Origin of the sequence: Agrococcus jejuensis (assembly GCF_007679035.1) — a bacterium.
Taxonomy (GTDB): Bacteria; Actinomycetota; Actinomycetes; order Actinomycetales; family Microbacteriaceae; genus Agrococcus; species Agrococcus jejuensis_A.
Genome location: NZ_VEFR01000003.1, coordinates 307740 through 326820, shown reverse-complemented (window position 1 = coordinate 326820; position 19081 = coordinate 307740). Strand labels below are relative to the sequence as shown.

Genomic DNA, 19081 nt, shown 5'->3' with positions numbered 1-19081 from the left:
CTAGAGGATGCCGTCCTCCGTCGCGCGCACGATGAGGTCGGCGCGCTTGCCTGCGGCACGATCGACGGCCGCGTACTTCTGACGCACGCGGCGCAGGAACGTCTTCGCGGTCTCGTACTTCACGTTCATGGCCGTGGCGACCTGCTGCGTCGAGTAGCCCTGCACGTAGTACGTGAGCGCCTGCCGCTCGCCCGGGCTGAGCCTCGGGCGCTCGAGGGGCGCCGTGCGCCGCACGACGGGGACCTGACGCTGGCTCGCGCGGCGGATGGCCTGCACGATCTCGAGCATGGGGGTCTTGCGCGGCAGCGCCTCGGCGGCGCCAGCCTGCAGCGCCTGGTGGTGGTCGACCGAGCGATCGTCGGCGACGATCACCACCTGCGACCCCGCCGCGACGCACGCCTTGATGCGCGACGCGATCGTCGTGGACTCGTGCCGCAGCTCGCCGATCAGGGTGACGTCGGGCGGGAACGACGTGTCCATCGCGAACTCGCGGAAGGTCGATGCGCAGACGACGACGTCGAGATCCGGCGCGTTCCGCTCGAGCCAGACGCGGAGCGACTCGAGCAGGATCGCGAAGTCGTCGATGATCCCCAGGGTGATCTGGCCCCGGGTTCGCACTGCGTCCGAGCCCATGTGGGGATCGTACCCCACGTAACTGAGCAAGCGTCAGAAGTTGTCCACGATCGTGCGCAGGACGCGCAGACCGACGCATCGACGCGCCTCGGGCGCAACGAACGCGCGCCGCATGCGATGCCTCACGCGTCTCGTGCGTCAGGCAGGGGTGACAGCCGGCGTCGAGGATGCGTCGACGGCCGCCTCGTCGGCCGTCGTCGAGTCCCCGTCGAGCCCCAGCACGCGCGCCGTGCGTGCGAGGCTCGCGCGGGCCGCGTCACGGTCGTCGTTCAGTCGCGAGCCGAACGACGGCACGAGCCGCTCGATCTCGCCGCGCCAGCCGTGGAAGCGGTCGGGGAAGCAGCGCTCGAGGATCGTGAGCATGATGGGCGCAGCCGTCGAGGCGCCCGGCGAGGCGCCCAGGAGACCGGCGATGGTGCCGTCGGCGCCGGTGACGATCTCGGTGCCGAACTGCAGCACGCCGCCCTTCTGCGCATCCTTCTTCATCACCTGCACGCGCTGGCCGGCCTTCACGAGATGCCAGTCGTCGGAGCGCGCGTTCGGCATGAACTCGCGCAGCGTCTCCATCTGCTTCGCCTTGGTCGAGAGCACCTCGCCGAAGAGGTACTTGACGAGACCGAGGTTCGCGAGCCCCGCGCGCACCATCGGGTACAGGTTGTGCGGGCGGATGGTGGAGAAGAGGTCGAGGTTCGAGCCCGTCTTCAGGTACTTCGGGCTGAAGCCGGCGTAGGGCCCGAAGAGCAGGCTCGTCGAGCCGTCGACGACGCGGGTGTCGAGGTGCGGCACCGACATGGGGGGAGCGCCGACGCTCGCCTTGCCGTAGACCTTGGCGTCGTGCCGCCCGACGATCGCGGGATCGTCGCAGCGCAGCCACTCGCCCGTGATCGGGAAGCCGCCGTACCCGTGCGCCTCCGGGATGCCCGACTTCTGGAGCAGCCGCAGCGCGCCGCCACCGGCACCGACGAAGACGAAGCGCGCGCGGATGCGCGAGGGCGTGCGACCGACCTCGTCACGGAGCCGGATCGTCCAGATGCCGTCCTTGCCGCGCTTCAGGCCCTCGACCTTCTTGCCGGTGCGGATGCGGGCGCCACCGCGCTGGATGCCCTCGAAGAGCGCACGCGAGAGGGCGCCGAAGTCGACGTCCGTGCCCGAGGTGATGCGCGTCGCGGCGATCGGCTGGTCCTTGCGGCGGCCGGGGATCGTCAGCGGGGCCCACGCGCGGATGGTCGCGGCGTCCGTCGAGAACTCCATGCCCTCGAAGAGCGGCTCGTCCTTGAGCGCCTCGTAGCGACGGCGGAGGTAGTCGACGTTCGCCTCGCCCCACACGAGGCTCATGTGCGGCGTCGGCGAGATGAAGGCCGTCGGGTCGGGCAGCACGCCGTCCTCGACGAACGACGCCCACAGCTGGCGCGAGACCTGGAACTGCTCGTTGATCTCGATCGCCTTCGCAGGCGAGATCGAGCCGTCGGGACCCTCCGGCGTGTAGTTGAGCTCGCAGAGGGCCGCATGCCCGGTGCCCGCGTTGTTCCACGGGTTCGAGGACTCCTCCGCGACGCGCGAGAGTCGCTCGAAGACCTCGATGCTCCACTCGGGCTCGAGCCTCTGGAGGAGAGCGCCGAGCGTGGCGCTCATGATCCCACCGCCGATCAGGGCCACGTCGATCGTCTTCATCGCCCTCCATGCTACCGGCGCGCGATCGACCAGGCGTCATGCGGCGGCGCGAGGATCCTCGATTCTTCCGTCGCATCGCGGCCGAGCACGACGACGGGGCGGGACCTGCGCGGTCCCGCCCCGTCGTGCGAGGTGCCTAGGCGGCGATGCGCGCTGCGAGCAGCTCCGCGATCTGCAGCGCGTTGAGCGCGGCGCCCTTGCGCAGGTTGTCGCTCGAGAGGAAGAGCACGAGGCCCTTGCCCGCCGGCGCGGACTGGTCGGCGCGGATGCGGCCGACGATCGTCGGGTCGGTGCCGGCCGCGTCGAGCGGCGTCGGCACGTCGGCCAGCACGACGCCCGCGGCGTCGGCGAGCAGCTCGCGGGCGCGCTCAGGGCTGATCGGCCGGTCGAACTCGGCGTGGATCGAGAGCGAGTGCCCCGTGAAGACGGGCACGCGCACGCACGTGCCCGCGACGAGCAGGTCGGGCAGCTCGAGGATCTTGCGGCTCTCGTTGCGGAGCTTCTTCTCCTCGTCGGTCTCGCCCTCGCCGTCGTCGACGATCGATCCGGCGAGCGGCAGCACGTTCATCGCGATCGGCGCGACGTACTTCACCGGGTCGGGCAGCTCGAGGGCGTGGCCGTCGTGCGTCAGGCGCTCGGGATGCTGCGCGACGGCCGCCTGCAGCTGACCGAGCAGCTCCTCGACGCCGGCGAGGCCCGTGCCGGACACGGCCTGGTACGTCGCGACGGTCAGGCGCGTGAGGCTCGCCTCGGCGTCGAGCGGCTTGAGCACGGGCATCGCCGCCATCGTCGTGCAGTTCGGGTTCGCGACGATGCCCTTGGGGATCGTCTCGAGCGCGTGCGGGTTCACCTCGGAGACGACGAGCGGCACCTCGGGGTCCATGCGCCACGCCGACGAGTTGTCGACGACCGTGACGCCCGCCGCGGCGAAGCGCTCGGCCTGCGCGCGCGACGTCGTCGCCCCCGCCGAGAAGATCGCGACGTCGAGACCCGTGGGGTCTGCGACCGACGCGTCCTCGACCGTGATCTGCTCGCCGCGCACGGTGAGCTGCGAGCCCGCGGAGCGCGCCGAGGCGAACAGGCGCAGCTCGTCGTACGCGATGCCGCGCTGCTCGATGAGCTCGATGACCTTGCCGCCGACCTGGCCCGTCGCGCCGACGATGCCCAGCCGCAGGCTCATCGGCCCGTCCCCGCGTGCACGACGGCATCCACGTCGGCGTCGAGGCCGAACGCGGAGTGCACGACGCGCACGGCGTCGTGGAGCTGGGCGGCGCTCGTCACGACCGAGATGCGGATCTCGCTCGTCGAGATGAGCTCGAGGTTGATGCCCGCGTCGGAGAGCGCGCGGAACAGCTTCGCCGAGACGCCGACGTTCGTGCGCATGCCGGCGCCGACGAGCGCGAGCTTGCCGATCTGGTCGTCGTGCAGCACCTGCTCGAAGCCGACGTCCTCGCGCGCGGCCTCGAGGGCCTCGATCGCGCGGGCGGCGTCCTCCTTGGGCAGCGTGAACGTGATGTCCGTGCGCCCCGTGGCCGCCGCGGACACGTTCTGCACGATCATGTCGACGTTCGCGTCGGCCTCGGCCACGATCGTGAAGATGCGCGCCGCCGTGCCGGGCACGTCGGGCACGCCGACGATCGTGATCTTGGCCTCGCCGAGGTCGCTCGCGACGCCGACGATCTGTGCCTCTTCCATCGTCCCCTCCTTCTCGGGGTCGTAGACGATCGTGCCCTCCTGGTTCGTGAACGAGGAGCGCACATGCAGGGTCACGCCGTGACGGCGCGCGTACTCGACGCTGCGGATGTGCAGCACCTTCGCGCCTGCCGACGCGAGCTCGAGCATCTCCTCGCTCGTGATCCGGTCGACCTTGCGGGCGCGGGGCACGATGCGGGGATCGGTCGTGAAGACGCCGTCGACGTCGGTGTAGATCTCGCAGACGTCGGCGTCGAGCGCTGCGGCGAGGGCGACGGCGCTCGTGTCGGAGCCACCGCGGCCGAGGGTCGTGATGTCGCCCGTGACCTTGTTGAAGCCGGCGAAGCCCTGCACGATGACGACCTTGCCCTCGTCGAGCGCGTCGCGGACGCGGCCGGGGGTCACGGCGACGATGCGCGCGGAGCCGTGCGTGGCATCCGTGAGCATGCCGGCCTGGCTGCCCGTGAACGACAGCGCCTCGGCACCCATCGACTTGATCGCCATCGCGAGCAGCGCCATCGAGATGCGCTCCCCCGCCGTGAGCAGCATGTCGAGCTCGCGACCGTGCGCAGGCAGACCCGGCACGACCTCGTGGGCGAGGTCGAGCAGCTCGTCGGTCGTGTCGCCCATGGCCGACACGACCACGACGACGTCGACGCCGCGCTTGCGGGTCTCGACGATGCGCTTCGCGACGCGCTTGATGCTCTCGGCGTCGGCGACGCTCGAGCCGCCGTACTTCTGCACGATGAGGCTCACGAAGACTCCTGGTGGTTGGGCGAATCCTCAGTCTACGGTCGCCGGCATGCTGGGCAGCGCTCTGTGACGCGGGCCACCCGACGTCACCCGGACTCCCCCGTGCACGCATCGAGCACGCGTCGCGCGGGCGGATCGCCTCGCGAGCGGCGTACGGTCGATCCACGCACCTGCGCGGCCGTCCCGTGCCGCCGCAGGATCGGCGCCCGCGCTCCACCGCACCGAGGAGGCCATCCGTGACCACCGCATCCGCAGCACCGGCAGGCCAGGCGACCCTCGCTCGCTCGCTCGGCCTCATCGCGATCGTCGGCCTCGGCCTCGGGTACATGACCCCGACGGTCGTCTTCGACACCTTCGGCCTCGTCGCCGAGGGCACCGCGAACGTCGTGCCCGCGGCCTACGCCGTCGCCCTCGTCGTCATGGTCTTCACGGCCATCAGCTACGGGAAGATGGTGGGCGCCATCCCCAGCGCCGGCTCCGCGTACACGTACGCGCGGGAGTCGATCCATCCGAACGTCGGCTTCGTCGTCGGCTGGACGGCGCTCATCGACTACATGCTGCTGCCGATGGTGAACGCGCTCATCCTGCGCAGCTACCTCGAGGCGCTGTTCCCCGCCATCCCCGGCTGGATCTGGGTCGTCGTCTTCACGGCGCTCGTGACGGGCGTCATCGCGCTCACGATGCGCGGCACGTCGAACGTCAACATGATCCTGCTCGTGTTCTCGATCGTCGTGATGTCGGTCTTCGTCGTCATGGTCGTCGCGCAGCTCGCGGGCGGCGCGGGCGCCGGCACCGTCGTGTCGATCGCGCCGTTCGGCCACGACGGCGTCGCCTTCGGCGCCGTGCTCGCCGGCGCCACGATCGTGTGCTTCTCGTTCATCGGCTTCGACGCCGTCACGATGTACGCGGAGGAGGCCAAGACGCCGAAGATCATGCCGCGCGCCATCGTGCTCACGGTCGTCGCGGGTGGCGCGATCTTCCTCATCGCCTCGTACGTCACGCAGCTGCGATTCCCCGACTCGTCGGTCTTCCCGCAGGCGGCGATCGAGGACTCGACGCTGCCCGAGATCGGCGTGCAGGTCGGCGGACCCGTGCTGCAGGCCGTGCTGACCGCCGCGGGCTTCGCCGCGACGCTCGCCTCGTGGCTCGCGTCGCACGCATCCGTCTCGCGCATGCTGCTCGTCATGGGCCGCAACAACGTGCTGCCGCGGCCGTTCTTCGGCTTCGTGCACCCCCGCACCCGCACGCCGCTCTTCGCCGTCGTGCTCACGGGCCTCGTGAGCCTGCTCGCGATCGCGTTCACGCTCGAGCAGATCGCCGCGTACATCAACTACGGCGCGCTCGTGGCCTTCACGTTCGTGAACGTCTCGGTCATCGCCTGGTTCGCGATCCGCAAGGGCCGCCGTCGCACGCCGCGCGACGTGTTCCACTACATCGTCATGCCGGCGATCGGCATGCTGCTCACGGGCCTGCTGTGGGTGAACCTCGACGGGCACGCGCTCGTCGGCGGGCTCATCTGGACCGGCCTCGGCGTCGTCTACCTCGCCGTCATCACCCGCGGCTTCCGCCGCAAGGCGGCGTCGTTCGACGAGGGCCAGGACGTCACCGGATTCGTCGACACCGTGCCTGGTCCCCGCACGACCCACCTCGACGACGGCACGCCGGGCCGCGCAGCCCGCGACCGCGAGGACTGAGTCGCGTCGTCGTCAGGACGTGACCTGACGGCGCCCCTCGAACGCACGGCCGAGGGTCATCTCGTCGGCGAACTCGAGGTCGCCGCCCACGGGCAGCCCGCTCGCGAGGCGCGAGACCGTGATGCCGAGGGGCGCGAGCGTGCGGATGAGGTACGTCGCCGTCGCCTCGCCCTCGACGTTCGGGTCGGTGGCGATGATGATCTCCTGCACCGTGCCGTCCTGCAGCCGACGCAGCAGCTGCGAGATGCGCAGCTGATCGGGCCCGATGCCCTGCATGGGATTCAGGGCGCCGCCGAGCACGTGGTAGAGCCCGCGGAACTCGCGCGTGCGCTCGATCGCGACGACGTCCTTGGGCTCCTCGACGACGCAGATCGTCGTGGGGACGCGGCGGGGATCGCGGCAGATGATGCACCGCTCCTGCTCGCCCACGTTGCCGCAGATCTCGCAGAAGCGCACCCTGTCGCGCACCTCGGCGAGCACGCGGGACAGGCGCGAGACGTCGAACGACTCGGTCTGGATGATGTGGAACGCGATGCGCTGGGCCGACTTCGGGCCGACGCCGGGCAGCCTGCCCAGCTCGTCGATGAGCTCCTGCACGATGCCGTCGTACATCAGCGCACCTCCTCGCGCCCGTCGAGGGCGATCTCCTCGAGGAACTCGGCGCCGAGCTCCTCGCGCACGACCGCCTCGCCGTAGCGGGCGTCGTCCATCGCCGCGCGGCGCGCGTCGACCGGGGCCTCGGCCTGGATCGCGGCGGCGGTCGCCTCGACGGCAGCCGCAGCCGCCGCATGGTCGACGACCTGCTCGTCGGGACCCCACGGGTCGTCTGGGGCCTCGCCGTCGGGCACGTCGTCGGATGCGGGTGCCGAGGCCGGTCGCACGGGCGCCGTGAAGCTCGACGGCGCGACGGGCGGCGCCGAGGTGGGCGACTGGCGGATGGGCGTGACGACGGCGTCGGGCCGCTCCTCGGCCTGCGGCTCGGCGCTCGGGATCGCGGCCACGGCCCAGCCGCCGGTGGCGGGCTGCGCGGCGGCCGGCTGGCGGGCGGGCTGCGGACGCTGCGCGGGTGCGGTCTGCGCGGGTGCGGACTGCGCCGGGGCGGACGCCGACGCAGGGCGTGCCGGGGCGACCGTCGGCGCTGCCGACTGCGCAGGCACCGCCTGCGCAGGAGCCGCCGGAGCAGGGGCGGAGGCCGTCGGCGTCGGTACAGGCGGCGCGGTGGCTGGCTCGGGCCGAGACGCGGGCTCCGCGTCGGCGTCGTCGCTCGGCGTCGGCTGCGCCGCGCGAGCGCGCGCACGGCCGCCCTCTGGCACGTCGAGCGGCTCGCGCACGTACTTCACCGTGAGCCCGAGCACGTGCTCGATCGACGCGCGCAGGTGCTCGGCGGGGCTCGTCGCGCCGCCGGGCTTGGCGGGGAAGGCCTCGAAGTCGCCCTGGTTGCGGAACCGCAGACGCAGCACGTCGTCGGTCAGGCCCGTCACCTCGGCCTGCGAGACGACGAGCCACGCGGGCCTGCTCGCATCGCCGAGGTGCGCGAGCACCTCGTCCCACGCGTCGCGCAGCTGCTCGACGGACACCGCGCCGACGGCGACGGCTGCTGCCGCCGCGGGTGCCGTGGGCTCGGCGGCCGCGGCGGCAGCCTCGGGCGCAGGGGTCGCGGGCGCGGCGGCAGGAGCCGGGGTCGGCGCAGCCGCAGCGGCAGGGGGCACGGCAGCGGCAGGGGCCGCGGCGGCGGGAGCAGCGACCGGCGCCGAAGCGGCGGGGGCCGCGTCCGCCGTCGCCCCGGCGACGCCGATGCGGCGCTCGAGCCGCTCGACGCGCGCGAGGGTGCCGAGCTCCTGGTCTCCGGCGGCCGGCACGAGCAGGCGCGCGGCCATGAGCTCGAGGTGCACCTTGGGGCTCGTGGCACCCGTCATGTCGGTGAGCGCCTTCGCGACGACGTCGGCGGCGCGCGAGAGCTCGACGGGGCCGAACGCGCGCACCTGGCGGAGCATGGCGTCGAGGTCCTCCTGCGGCACGCCGTGCAGCAGCGCAGCGGGGTCGTGCGCCGCGCGCACGACGATGAGGTCGCGCAGGCGCTCCAGCAGGTCCTCGACGAAGCGGCGCGGATCCTGGCCCGACTGGATGACGCGGTCGACGCTCGAGAACATCGCCGACGCGTCGCGCGCACCCAGCGCGTCCACGGCGTCGTCGAGCAGCTCCGCGTGCGTGAACCCGAGCAGCGCGACGGCCTGCTCGTACGCGACGGTGGGGGTCTCGGAGCCGGCGATGAGCTGGTCGAGGATCGAGAGGGTGTCGCGCGCCGAGCCGCCGCCTGCGCGGATCACGAGCGGCAGCACGCCCGCCTCGGTCTGCACGCCCTCGCGCTCGGTGAGCTGCGAGACGTACTCGAGCATCGGCGCGGGCGGGATGAGGCGGAACGGGTAGTGGTGCGTGCGCGAGCGGATCGTGCCGATGACCTTGTCGGGCTCGGTCGTCGCGAAGATGAACTTCACGTGCTCGGGCGGCTCCTCGACGATCTTCAGCAAGGCGTTGAAGCCCTGCGAGGTCACCATGTGCGCCTCGTCGAGGATGAAGATCTTGAAGCGGTCGCGTGCCGGCGCGAAGGCGGCGCGCTCGCGCAGGTCGCGCGCGTCGTCGACGCCGTTGTGGCTCGCGGCGTCGATCTCGACGACGTCGAGCGATCCGCCGCCGTCGCGGCTCAGCTCGACGCACGAGTCGCACGTGCCGCACGGCGTGGGGGTGGGGCCCTCGGCGCAGTTGAGGCAGCGGGCGAGGATGCGCGCGCTCGTCGTCTTGCCGCAGCCTCGCGGACCCGAGAACAGGTACGCGTGTCCGACGCGATCGCCGCGGATCGCGGCGCTGAGGGGATCGGTGACGTGCGCCTGCCCGATGAGCTCGGCGAACGTCTCCGGCCGATACCGGCGGTACAGCGCAGCGACCATGCAGGCCAGGCTACCGGCGGCCACCCACGCGCGTGACCGGATGCGTGCGGGCGACGCGCCCGAGCCGCGCTCGGCGTCCGCGCGGGGGAATCGCAGGCGCCCCGCCGCGTTGGCCAGGGCATGACCTCTCTCGACCACGGACCCCTCATCCTCGGCGGCAACGCGTTCGGCTGGACGAGCGATCGCGACGAGTCCTTCGCGGTGCTCGACGCCTTCCTCGCCGCAGGCGGACGCTCCATCGACACCGCCGACGTCTACTCGGCATGGGTCGAGGGCAACGCCGGTGGCGAGTCCGAGACGATCCTCGGCGAGTGGATCGCGTCGCGCGGCGTGCGCGATCGCGTCGTGATCGCGACGAAGGTCTTCTCGCACCCCGAGCGCCCTGGCCTCTCGCCCGCGAACGTGCGTGCCGCGATCGACGACTCGCTGCGCCGCCTGCAGACGGATCGCATCGACCTCTACTACGCGCACCGCGACGATCCCGAGGTGCCGCAGGACGAGGTCGCGGGCGTCTTCGACGAGCTCGTGCGCGCAGGCAAGGTGCACGAGATGGGGGTGTCGAACTTCGAGGCCGCGCGGCTCCGATCGCTCGTCACGGCCGCGGAGGCGGGAGGCCTCGCTCGCCCGACGACGAGCCAGGACCGCTACAACCTCGTCTTCCGCGAGATCGAGGGCGAGCTGCTGCCCGCGCTCGGCGAGCTCGGGATCGTCGAGGCCCCCTACGTGTCCCTCGCATCCGGCTTCCTGACCGGCAAGTACCGCCCGGGCGTCGAGGTCGACTCGCAGCGCGCGGGCATGGCCGGCCGGTACCTCGAGGAGCCCGCGAACGTCGCGCTGCTCGACGTGCTCGACGACGTCGCCGCCGCGCACGGCACGACCGTCGCAGCCGTGTCGCTCGCGTGGCTGCGCCAGCAGCCGTTCGTCGCCGCGCCGCTCGCGAGCGCGCGCACGCCCGAGCAGCTCGCGGACCTGCTCGCGTCCGCCGACGTCGAGCTCACGGCCGACGAGCTCGCGCGCCTCTCGGCGTAGCCGAGGCCGGCCGAGAGCCGGTACCATGGACGACGGCTCCCCGCGTGGCGCCATCCAGGCCAACTCCCCCAGGGCGGAGACGCAGCAAGGGTAACCGGGCTCTGGCGGGTGCGCGGGGAGTCTTCGTCGTCTGTCGGACCCGATCGGCGACGCTGCTCGGACGCGGCGCCGGCTCGCGCAGCGCGGTCCCGTGCGGGACGCTGGTCGGCATGACCGACGCCGACCCGATCTACGCCGAGCCGCGCCTCGCCGCCGTCTCCGACCCCCTCGATCCCGACCGCAGCGACCTCGACGTCTACGAGCGCATCGTGGTCGACGAGCTGGGGGCGACGAGCGCGCTCGACGTGGGATGCGGCACCGGCGAGCTCGCCATCCGCCTGGCGCGTCGTGGCGTGCGCGCGACCGGGGTCGACCCGGCGGCGGCCTCCGTCGACGTCGCTCGCGGCAAGCCCGGCGCCGAGGCCGTGACGTGGATCGTGGGCACGGCCCCCGACGCTCCGGCGATGCAGGTCGACGTCGCCACCATGACCGCGAACGTCGCGCAGGTCTTCGTCGACGACGACGCGTGGCTCGCGACGCTGCGCGCGATCCGCGCCCGGCTGCGCGACGGCGGCGCGCTCGTGCTCGAGGCGCGACGGCCGCACGCGCGTGCCTGGGAGGGATGGACGAAGGATGCGACGCACCAGGTCGTCGACGTGCCCGGCGTCGGCGAGGTCGAGGACTGGGTCGACGTGACGAGCGTCGACGGCGAGCTCGTGACGTTCGAGTCGCCCACGGTCTTCCGCGCCGACGGCGCACGCTACGAGTCGACGACGACGCTGCGGTTCCGACCGCTCTCGGCGATCGCGCGCGCCCTCGAGGAGGCCGGCTTCGCGGTCCGCGAGGTGCGCGACGCCCCGGACAGGCCCGGACGGGAGTGGGTCGTGCTCGCCGACGCCGTCTGAGCCGGGCGCGACGCTACTCGGCGGGCTTGCGCAGCAGCATCCTCAGCACGAGGAACACGATCACCGCGACGCCGGCGACGAGCGCGAGTCGGAAGCCGAATGCGAGCACGCGCAGCGCCACGTCGACGAGGACCCAGGCGATGACGACGCCGACGACGACGCCGAGGACGGTCCAGACGGTGCGCATGGATCCAGGCTAGACGCCGACGACGGCGGCCGACTGCGTCGCGATCTCGAGCTCCTCGTCGGTCGGCACGATCCACACCTGCACGCGCGAGTCGTCGGTCGAGATCATCCGCTCGCGCGCGCCGGATGCGTTGCGCTCGGGGTCGATGCGGATGCCGAGCTCCTCGAGCCCTGCGAGCGCAGCGGCGCGCACCTGGGCGACGTTCTCGCCGACGCCTGCCGTGAACGCGATCGCGTGCGCCCCGCCGAGCACGGCCAGGTACGCGCCGACGGTCGAGCGCAGGCGGTGCGCGAGCACCTCGAGCGCCTCGACGGCGTGGTCGACCCCCGCCTCGGCGGCGCGCTGCACGTCGCGCATGTCGCCGGACCCCGTGAGCCCCAGCAGGCCCGAGCGCTTGTTGAGCAGCGCGTCGAGCTCGTCGACGCCGAGGCCCGCGACGCGATGCAGGTGCACGAGCACGCCCGCGTCGAGGTCGCCCGAGCGCGTGCCCATGACGAGGCCCGCGAGCGGCGTCATGCCCATCGAGGTCTCGACGGAGCGCCCGCCGTCGACCGCGCATGCCGAGGCGCCGTTGCCGAGATGCAGCACGATCGTGCGGGTGTCCTCGAGCGGGCGGCCGAGCAGCTCGGCCGTGCGGCGCGAGACGAACTGGTGGCTGGTGCCGTGGAAGCCGTACTTGCGCACGCGGTGCTCGTCGGCGACGGCGCGGTCGATCGCGTAGCGCCACGCCGCGCGAGGCAGGGTGCGGTGGAAGGCCGTGTCGAAGACCGCGACGTGCGGCAGCGTCGGGAAGGCGACGCGCGCGGCGCGGATGCCGAGGAGGTTCGCGGGGTTGTGCAGCGGCGCGAGCGGCGAGAGGTCGTCGATCTGCGCGACGACGTCGTCGTCGATCACGACGGCGCCGTCGAAGCGCGCGCCGCCCTGCACCACGCGATGCCCCACCGCGACGATGCCCGCGTCGTCGAGCACGGGGCCGTGCTCGGCGAACGCCGACAGCACCCAGCGGAACGCCTGCTCGTGATCGCCGACGTGCAGCTCGGCATCGTGCCGCGCATCCCCCACGACGTGGCGAGCGCTCGAGCGGGCCTCGCCGATCCGCTCGACGAGGCCCGAGGCGATCGCCGAGCCCGACGCGAGGTCGACGAGCTGGTACTTGAGGCTCGAGGAGCCCGCGTTGACGACGAAGACGCTGCTCATGCGGCACCGCCGGCGAGCTGGCCCTGCGCCTGGATCGCCGTGATGGCGACCGTGTTGACGATGTCCTGCACGAGGGCTCCCCTGGAGAGGTCGTTGACCGGCTTGTTGAGGCCCTGCAGCACGGGGCCGATCGCGAGCGCGCCCGCCGACCGCTGCACGGCCTTGTAGGTGTTGTTGCCCGTGTTGAGGTCGGGGAAGACGAAGACGGTCGCGCGCCCGGCGACCTCGCTGCCGGGCATCTTCTTCGCCGCGACGACGGGGTCGGCGGCGGCGTCGTACTGGATGGGTCCCTCGACGAGCAGCTCGGGCGCGCGCTCGCGCACGAGCGCCGTCGCGGCGCGCACCTTGTCGACCTCGGCGCCTGACCCCGACTCCCCCGTCGAGTACGACAGCATCGCGACGCGCGGCTCGATGCCGAAGTCGCGCGCCGTCTGCGACGACGAGATGGCGATGTCGGCGAGCTCGGCGTCGGTCGGCTCGGGCACGACGGCGCAGTCGCCGTAGACGAGCACGCGGTCCGCGAGCGCCATGAGGAACACCGACGACACGACCGAGACGCCCGGCTTCGTCTTCACGACCTCGAACGACGGGCGGATGGTGTGCGCCGTGGTGTGCGCTGCACCCGAGACCATGCCGTCGGCGTCGCCGAGGTGCACCATCATCGTGCCGAAGTACGACACGTCGGTCACGCGCTCCCACGCATCCTCGAACGTCACGCCCTTGTGCGAGCGCGCAGCCGCGTAGGCCTCGGCGTAGCGCGTGCGCAGCGCATGGTCGGTCGTGGCGACGATGCGCGCATCGCCGAGCGAGAGGCCGAGCTCGGCGGCGCGGGCGCGCACCGCGCCCTCGTCGCCGAGGATCGTGAGCCTGGCGACGCCGCGCTGCAGGATCGTCGAGGCCGCCTGCAGGATGCGGTCGTCGTCGCCCTCCGGCAGCACGATGTGGCGCACGTCGGCGCGGGCGCGCTCGATGAGGCCCTGCTCGAACATGAGCGGCGTCACGACCGTCGAGTCCTGCAGCTCGAGCAGGTCGAGCAGCGCGTCGACCTCGACGTGCTGCTCGAAGAGGGCGAGCGCCGTGTCGCGCTTGCGCTGCGTTCCGGTCGAGATCGCGCCGCGCGTGCCGGCGATGCGGCGCGCGGTCTCGTAGGTGCCGTGCGGCGAGCGGGCGATGGGCATCGACAGGTCGAGGCCGTCGATGAGGCGCTGCACCGAGGGCGCGAGGTCGAAGCCGCCGTTGAGGATGATGCCCGCGACGGTCGGGAACGACTCGGAGCGCTGCGCGAGCAGCGTCGCGACGACGACGTCGGAGCGGTCGCCGGGCACGACGACGATGCCGCCGTCGATGAGCCGGTCGAGCACGTGCTCCATCGACATGCCGGCGACGACGGTGCCGAGCGACTCGCGCTGCGTGAGCGCGGCATCCCCGCCGACGATCGCGGCGTCGGTGGCGTCGAAGAGCTGCTGCACGGTCGGGGCGCCGAGGATGGGGTCCTCGGGGATGGCCCACACGGGCACCTCGAGGCCCGCGGTGCGCACGACGGCCTCGACCTCCTCCGCCGCGACGTCGCTGCGGTTGACGACGAGGGCGGCGAGCCGCGCGTGGCCGGCGCGGAGCTCGGGCAGCGTGAGCTCGCCGAGCTGACCGAGCGCCTCGACCGTGCGGGCCTCGCCCGTCTCGGGATCGCGGCCGCCCAGCACCAGCACCACGGGGGCGCCGAGGTTCGCGGCGACGCGCGCGTTGAAGCCGAGCTCGGTGGGGCTGCCGACGTCGGTGTAGTCGGAGCCGACGACGACGATGGCGTCGAAGCGGTCCTCGAGCAGGTGGAAGCGCGTGACGATCGTCGAGAGCGCCGCCTCCGGGTCGTCATGCACGGCCTCGTAGGTCGTGCCGATCGCGTCCTCGTACGAGAGGTGCACGGCGTCGTGGTCGAGCAGCAGCTCGAGCACGGCGTCGCGCTCGGTGGTCGAGCGGGAGACGGGTCGGAAGACCCCGACCCGTCCGACGCGGCGGGAGAGGGCGTCGACGAGTCCGAGGGCCACGATCGACTTGCCCGCGTGCCCCTCGGGAGAGGCGATCATCATCCGTGAGGTCACCGCTCCAGCCTAGGGACGCGGTCGGCGGCGAGCGACCCGTTGCGGCGTGCGACCGCCCATTTTCGTGAGCAAGACTCACGACACGCCGTATCGCGTCCGCGTCTGGTCACGCTTCGGTAACGCTTGCCGATGCGTGCGTCAGGAGCGGCCTAGGTTGGCGCTCAATGCCCCGCCCGATCGAGTGGGGAACCTGTGACGAAGGACATCCTCCTGTGAGCACCACCACGCCACGTCGTGCCGCGCTCCGTCGTTGCCTCGCCTCGCTCGCCGCCGTGACCATCGGTCTCGGCGGCGTCGTCGTGAGCACGACGGTCGCCAACGCCGCACCAAGCAGCCCCGCCGTCGACCTCAGCGGCTTCGTCGACGGACGCTACGTCGTCCAGCTCGTCGACGACAGCGCCGCCCTCTACACGGGCGGGCTGCCCAACCTCCAGCGCACCTCGCCGTCGGGCTCCGACTCCCTCGACGCCACCGACCCCGCGGTCGTCGCGTACAGCGACTACCTCGAGACGGAGCAGCAGGAGGTCGCGGACTCCGTCGGCGCCGACGTCGAGACGAGCCTGACGCTCTCCATCAACGGCTTCGTCGCCGACCTGACCGTCGACCAGGCGATCGACCTGTCGCTCGACCCGCGCGTCGCGGCCGTCACCCCCGACGAGGTGCTGCAGATCGACGGCTCCCCGGCCAACGAGTACCTCGACGTCGAGGGCATGTGGAACCAGGTCGGCGGCGTCGAGGGTGCAGGCGCTGGCGTGGTGGTCGGCGTGCTCGACACGGGCATCGCTCCTGAGAACCCGCTCTTCGCGGGCGAGGCGCTCGGCACGACCGCCGGCGCCGAGCCCTACTGGTCCGGCACGCCGAGCGACGCCGCGTCGCGGATCCTCTTCGTCAAGGGCGACGGAGAGACGTTCACCGGCACGTGCGAGACCGGACCGCAGTTCACGACCGACATGTGCTCGACGAAGATCGTCGGCGCGCAGTTCTTCGCGGCCGGCGCGATGGCCGACGGCTTCGAGTTCGGCACGGAGGAGCAGGTCCCCGGCGAGTACCTCTCGCCGCGCGACGGCGACGGCCACGGCTCGCACACGGCCTCGACGGCCGCGGGCAACCACGACGTGCCCGTGACGACCGAGGGCGGCCAGGACATCGGCACGATGTCGGGCGTCGCTCCCGAGGCGCGCATCGCGGCGTACAAGGTCTGCTGGTCGGGCGAGGACCCGGCCTCGACCGATGACGACGCCTGCTACGGCACCGACCTGCTCGCAGGCATCGAGGCCGCGGTCACCGACCGCGTCGACGTGATCAACTTCTCGATCGGCGGCGGCGCAGCCGACTCCGTGCTCGCTCCGTACGACGTCGCCTTCCTCGGCGCCGCGGCAGCAGGCATCTTCGTCTCCGCCTCGGCGGGCAACTCGGGCCCCAACCCCACGACGCTCGACCACGCATCGCCCTGGTACACGACCGTCGCCAACACGACGATCCCCAACTACGAGGCGACCATCGAGCTGCCCGACGGCTCGCTCATCCCCGGTGCGTCGATCACCGTCGACATGTCCGAGGGCGCCGAGCCCTTCAGCGGTCCGCTCGTGTACGCCGGCGACATCCCCGCGGAGGGCGCATCCGCGGCCGACGCGGCGCTCTGCCTGCCGAACTCGCTCGCTCCCGTCGCAGAGGGCACGATCGTCTTCTGCGACCGCGGCAGCAACGCGCGCGCCGAGAAGTCGGTCGTGGTCGAGGCCGCCGGTGGCGCAGGCATGATCCTCGGCAACCCGACGCCGAACTCGATCGACCTCGACGACCACGCGGTGCCGACGGTGCACATCGACGCGGCCTACTACGCGCAGGTCCTCGCGGTGGCGCAGGCCGACCCGCAGCAGACGGTCTCGTTCACGGCGGGCAACTCGTCGCCGTTCGAGACGCCCGCGCCCATCGTCGCGGCATCGTCGTCGCGCGGTCCGGTCGAGGCCGACGGCAACGACGTCATCAAGCCCGACATCGCCGCACCCGGCACCGGCATCATCGCCGCCGGTCCCAACGCGGCAGGTGGCGAGCCGAGCTACATCTTCCTCAGCGGCACGTCGATGGCTGCACCCCACGTCGCCGGCCTCGCGGCCGTCTACCTGGGCGCGCACCCGACGGCGACGCCCGCCGAGGTCAAGTCCGCGCTCATGACGACCGCGACCGACACGGTGAACGCCGACGGCACGCCGAACCAGGACTGGTTCGCGCAGGGCGCCGGCTTCGTCAACACGGCCGACTTCCTCGATGCCGGCGTCTACTACGCCAACGGCCTCACCGACTGGCACGGCTACCTGCGGGGCATCGGCTACCAGCTGCCCGACACGTGGGTGGGTGCGCCGATCGACCCGAGCGACCTCAACATCCCCTCGATCGGCATCGGCGCGCTCGCGGGCACGCAGACGGTCACGAGGACGCTGACGGCCCTCGAGGCGGGGTCGTACGAGGTGTCGGTGGATGCGCCCGAGGGCGTCACCGCCGTCGTCGAGCCGTCGACGCTCTCGTTCGCCGGACCCGGCGCCACCGGCAGCTACACCGTGACCTTCACGGTCGACGCCGGCGCGACGCTCGAGTCGTGGACGCAGGGTTCGCTCACGTGGACGAGCGCCGAGCACACCGCGCGGTCGCCGATCGCCGTGTACCCGGTGATCGCCGACGCACCGCAGTGGGTCGAGGGCACCGGCACGGCCGGCGCCACGCCCGTGTCGCTGACCTCCGGCATCACGGGCTCGATCCCGCTCACCCCGCAGGGCCTGTTCCCGGTCGAGGAGTTCGACTCGGGCACCGGTGCGACGGGCCAGCGTCTGCCGTCGTCGACCTTCACGGTCGCCGAGGGTGAGACGGCGCGCTACTTCGCGCTCGACAGCCTCGACCCCGACTCCGACCTCGACCTCTACGCCGTGCGCCTCGTGAACGGCCAGATCGTCGAGCAGCACGTCGCGGGCACCGAGGCCGCATCGGAGACGCTCCTCGTCGAGGACCCGACGCCGGGCACCTGGGCGACGATCGTGTCGGTCTACTCCTCGAACGAGGCGACGACCGACTACGTGGTGCGGCAGGCAGCGGTGACGTCGGAGCCGGGCCTCGGCTCCTTCACGACCGACCCGACCAGCATCTCGGGCACGATCGCGCAGCCCTCGACATACACGGCTTCGTGGCGAGGGCTTCCGCTCGACGGCGAGTTCGTCGGCGCGGTGACCTACTCGGGCGAGTCCCGCACGTTCGTCCACGTGACGACGGGCGAGGCGAGCATCCCCGCGCCGGAGCGCATCGCCGGCGAGAACCGCTACGAGACCGCGGTCGCGGCCTCGCAGCTCGGCTACCCCGAGGGTGCGGACGTGGTCTACGTCGCGAGCGGCGTGAACTACCCCGACGGCCTCGCGGCCGGCCCCGCTGCAGCGGTCCAGGGCGGTCCGCTGCTGCTCACCGACCCGGCCACGTCGCCCGGCGTCGTGCTCGACGAGATCGAGCGGCTCTCCCCGAGCCGCATCGTGATCGTCGGTGGCACGAGCGCCATCTCGGCGGGCGTCGAGTCGGCCATGGGCGACCTCGCCGACACGGTCGACCGCATCGCGGGCGCCGATCGCTACGAGACCTCGCGCCTCATCGCCGAGTACGCGTTCGGCGAGGGTGCGGGCACGGCGTTCATCGCCACCGGCCGCTCCTTCCCCGACGCCCTCACGGCAGGTGCCGCGGGCGGCGCGATCGGTGCGCCGGTGCTGCTCGTCGACGGTCTCGCGACCGACCTCGATGCGGCGACGTCGGCGACGCTCGACGCGCTCGGCACGACGCGGACCCTCGTGGCCGGTGGCGACGCTGCCGTGTCGAACGGGATCTACGCGGATCTCATCAACGACGTGCGCAGCCCGCAGCGTCTGGCTGGATCCGACCGATTCCTCACGGGCGTGTACATCAACCAGGCGATCTTCGGACCTCCGGTGTCGTCGATGTACATCGCGAGCGGTCTCAACTTCCCCGATGCCCTGGCCGCCTCGGCCCTCGCCGGTGCCGACGAGTCCCCGCTGTACGTCGTCCAGACGAACTGCGTGAACTCGGAGATCATCAGCGAGAGCCTGCGACTCGGGCAGCCCGACGTCTACCTCATGGGTGGCCCCGCCGCCCTGGGTGCCGGCGTCGAGTCGTACACCGTCTGCGGCTAGCCGCAGACGCACGCCGAAGGGGCGGGATCGCGAGATCCCGCCCCTTCGGCGTTCGCACGTGC

At 72.3% G+C, this 19081-nt stretch carries 13 protein-coding genes and 1 other RNA gene; 5 read left to right on the top strand and 9 right to left on the bottom strand.

The genetic code is table 11. The features are described from left to right. From FS793_RS12025 to FS793_RS12010, 4 genes are all read right to left on the bottom strand, one after another. Nucleotides 1–633 (bottom strand): sigma factor-like helix-turn-helix DNA-binding protein, encoded by a 633-nt coding sequence (locus FS793_RS12025; protein WP_144720737.1) that lies wholly within the window; start codon nucleotides 631–633, stop codon nucleotides 1–3. A 138-nt stretch (nucleotides 634–771) separates the two neighbouring features. Further along, complete coding sequence (locus tag FS793_RS12020; protein ID WP_144720736.1) at nucleotides 772–2304, bottom strand: malate:quinone oxidoreductase; 1533 nt, start codon at nucleotides 2302–2304, stop codon at nucleotides 772–774. Between the two features lie 136 nt (nucleotides 2305–2440). Beyond that, nucleotides 2441–3484 (bottom strand): aspartate-semialdehyde dehydrogenase, encoded by a 1044-nt coding sequence (locus FS793_RS12015; protein ID WP_144720735.1) that lies wholly within the window; start codon nucleotides 3482–3484, stop codon nucleotides 2441–2443. Continuing rightward, on the bottom strand, nucleotides 3481–4752 hold the full coding sequence (locus FS793_RS12010; protein WP_144720734.1) for an aspartate kinase: 1272 nt from the start codon (nucleotides 4750–4752) through the stop codon (nucleotides 3481–3483). The genes FS793_RS12015 and FS793_RS12010 overlap by 4 nt, the downstream gene beginning before the upstream one ends. 323 nt (nucleotides 4753–5075) lie before the next feature. On the opposite strand from FS793_RS12010, the gene FS793_RS12005 reads away from it, so the two are divergent. Beyond that, nucleotides 5076–6443 (top strand): APC family permease, encoded by a 1368-nt coding sequence (locus FS793_RS12005; RefSeq protein WP_144720820.1) that lies wholly within the window; start codon nucleotides 5076–5078, stop codon nucleotides 6441–6443. 12 nt (nucleotides 6444–6455) lie between these two features. Here the strand turns inward: FS793_RS12005 and recR are convergent, their stop codons facing one another. Next, complete coding sequence (gene recR, locus FS793_RS12000) at nucleotides 6456–7055, bottom strand: recombination mediator RecR (RefSeq protein WP_144720733.1); 600 nt, start codon at nucleotides 7053–7055, stop codon at nucleotides 6456–6458. Beyond that, entirely contained in the window at nucleotides 7055–9388 is a 2334-nt protein-coding gene (locus FS793_RS11995; protein WP_144720732.1) for a DNA polymerase III subunit gamma and tau, read from the bottom strand. The genes recR and FS793_RS11995 overlap by 1 nt, the downstream gene beginning before the upstream one ends. A gap of 120 nt (nucleotides 9389–9508) precedes the next feature. On the opposite strand from FS793_RS11995, the gene FS793_RS11990 reads away from it, so the two are divergent. From FS793_RS11990 to FS793_RS11980, 3 genes are all read left to right on the top strand, one after another. Continuing rightward, a complete protein-coding gene (locus FS793_RS11990) occupies nucleotides 9509–10417 on the top strand; it encodes an aldo/keto reductase (RefSeq protein WP_144720731.1) in 909 nt (302 codons plus the stop codon). 31 nt (nucleotides 10418–10448) lie between these two features. After that, an RNA gene (gene ffs / locus FS793_RS11985) (signal recognition particle sRNA small type) lies at nucleotides 10449–10545 on the top strand. A gap of 81 nt (nucleotides 10546–10626) precedes the next feature. After that, entirely contained in the window at nucleotides 10627–11361 is a 735-nt protein-coding gene (locus FS793_RS11980; protein ID WP_144720730.1) for a class I SAM-dependent methyltransferase, read from the top strand. Nucleotides 11362–11374: 13 nt separating this feature from the next. Here the strand turns inward: FS793_RS11980 and FS793_RS16270 are convergent, their stop codons facing one another. From FS793_RS16270 to pta, 3 genes are read right to left on the bottom strand one after another with little or no spacing between them, the layout of a single operon-like run. Beyond that, nucleotides 11375–11548, bottom strand: coding sequence for a hypothetical protein (locus tag FS793_RS16270; protein ID WP_186329485.1), 174 nt, complete (start codon nucleotides 11546–11548; stop codon nucleotides 11375–11377). 9 nt (nucleotides 11549–11557) lie between these two features. Then, nucleotides 11558–12745 carry an acetate/propionate family kinase gene (locus FS793_RS11975; protein WP_144720729.1) on the bottom strand — a complete coding sequence of 396 codons (1188 nt, stop codon included), beginning with the start codon at nucleotides 12743–12745 and terminating at the stop codon, nucleotides 11558–11560. Next, nucleotides 12742–14841, bottom strand: a complete 2100-nt coding sequence (pta, locus tag FS793_RS11970; RefSeq protein ID WP_144720728.1) for a phosphate acetyltransferase — start codon at nucleotides 14839–14841, stop codon at nucleotides 12742–12744. The genes FS793_RS11975 and pta overlap by 4 nt, the downstream gene beginning before the upstream one ends. A 272-nt stretch (nucleotides 14842–15113) precedes the next feature. Here pta and FS793_RS11965 point away from each other — a divergent pair, with 272 nt between their 5' ends. Beyond that, nucleotides 15114–19019 carry a cell wall-binding repeat-containing protein gene (locus FS793_RS11965; RefSeq protein WP_186329484.1) on the top strand — a complete coding sequence of 1302 codons (3906 nt, stop codon included), beginning with the start codon at nucleotides 15114–15116 and terminating at the stop codon, nucleotides 19017–19019. Nucleotides 19020–19081 lie beyond the last annotated feature (62 nt).

What these genes read in the sequence shown, in the direction of transcription:
- FS793_RS12015 (WP_144720735.1), bottom strand. Translation starts at nt 3,484, where the DNA reads ATGAGCCTGCGGCTGGGCATCGTCGGCGCGACGGGCCAGGTCGGCGGC.
- FS793_RS11980 (WP_144720730.1), top strand. Translation starts at nt 10,627, where the DNA reads ATGACCGACGCCGACCCGATCTACGCCGAGCCGCGCCTCGCCGCCGTC.
- FS793_RS12025 (WP_144720737.1), bottom strand. Translation starts at nt 633, where the DNA reads ATGGGCTCGGACGCAGTGCGAACCCGGGGCCAGATCACCCTGGGGATC.
- recR (WP_144720733.1), bottom strand. Translation starts at nt 7,055, where the DNA reads ATGTACGACGGCATCGTGCAGGAGCTCATCGACGAGCTGGGCAGGCTG.
- FS793_RS12005 (WP_144720820.1), top strand. Translation starts at nt 5,076, where the DNA reads ATGACCCCGACGGTCGTCTTCGACACCTTCGGCCTCGTCGCCGAGGGC.
- FS793_RS11990 (WP_144720731.1), top strand. Translation starts at nt 9,509, where the DNA reads ATGACCTCTCTCGACCACGGACCCCTCATCCTCGGCGGCAACGCGTTC.
- FS793_RS11995 (WP_144720732.1), bottom strand. Translation starts at nt 9,388, where the DNA reads ATGGTCGCTGCGCTGTACCGCCGGTATCGGCCGGAGACGTTCGCCGAG.
- FS793_RS12020 (WP_144720736.1), bottom strand. Translation starts at nt 2,304, where the DNA reads ATGAAGACGATCGACGTGGCCCTGATCGGCGGTGGGATCATGAGCGCC.
- FS793_RS11975 (WP_144720729.1), bottom strand. Translation starts at nt 12,745, where the DNA reads ATGAGCAGCGTCTTCGTCGTCAACGCGGGCTCCTCGAGCCTCAAGTAC.
- FS793_RS16270 (WP_186329485.1), bottom strand. Translation starts at nt 11,548, where the DNA reads ATGCGCACCGTCTGGACCGTCCTCGGCGTCGTCGTCGGCGTCGTCATC.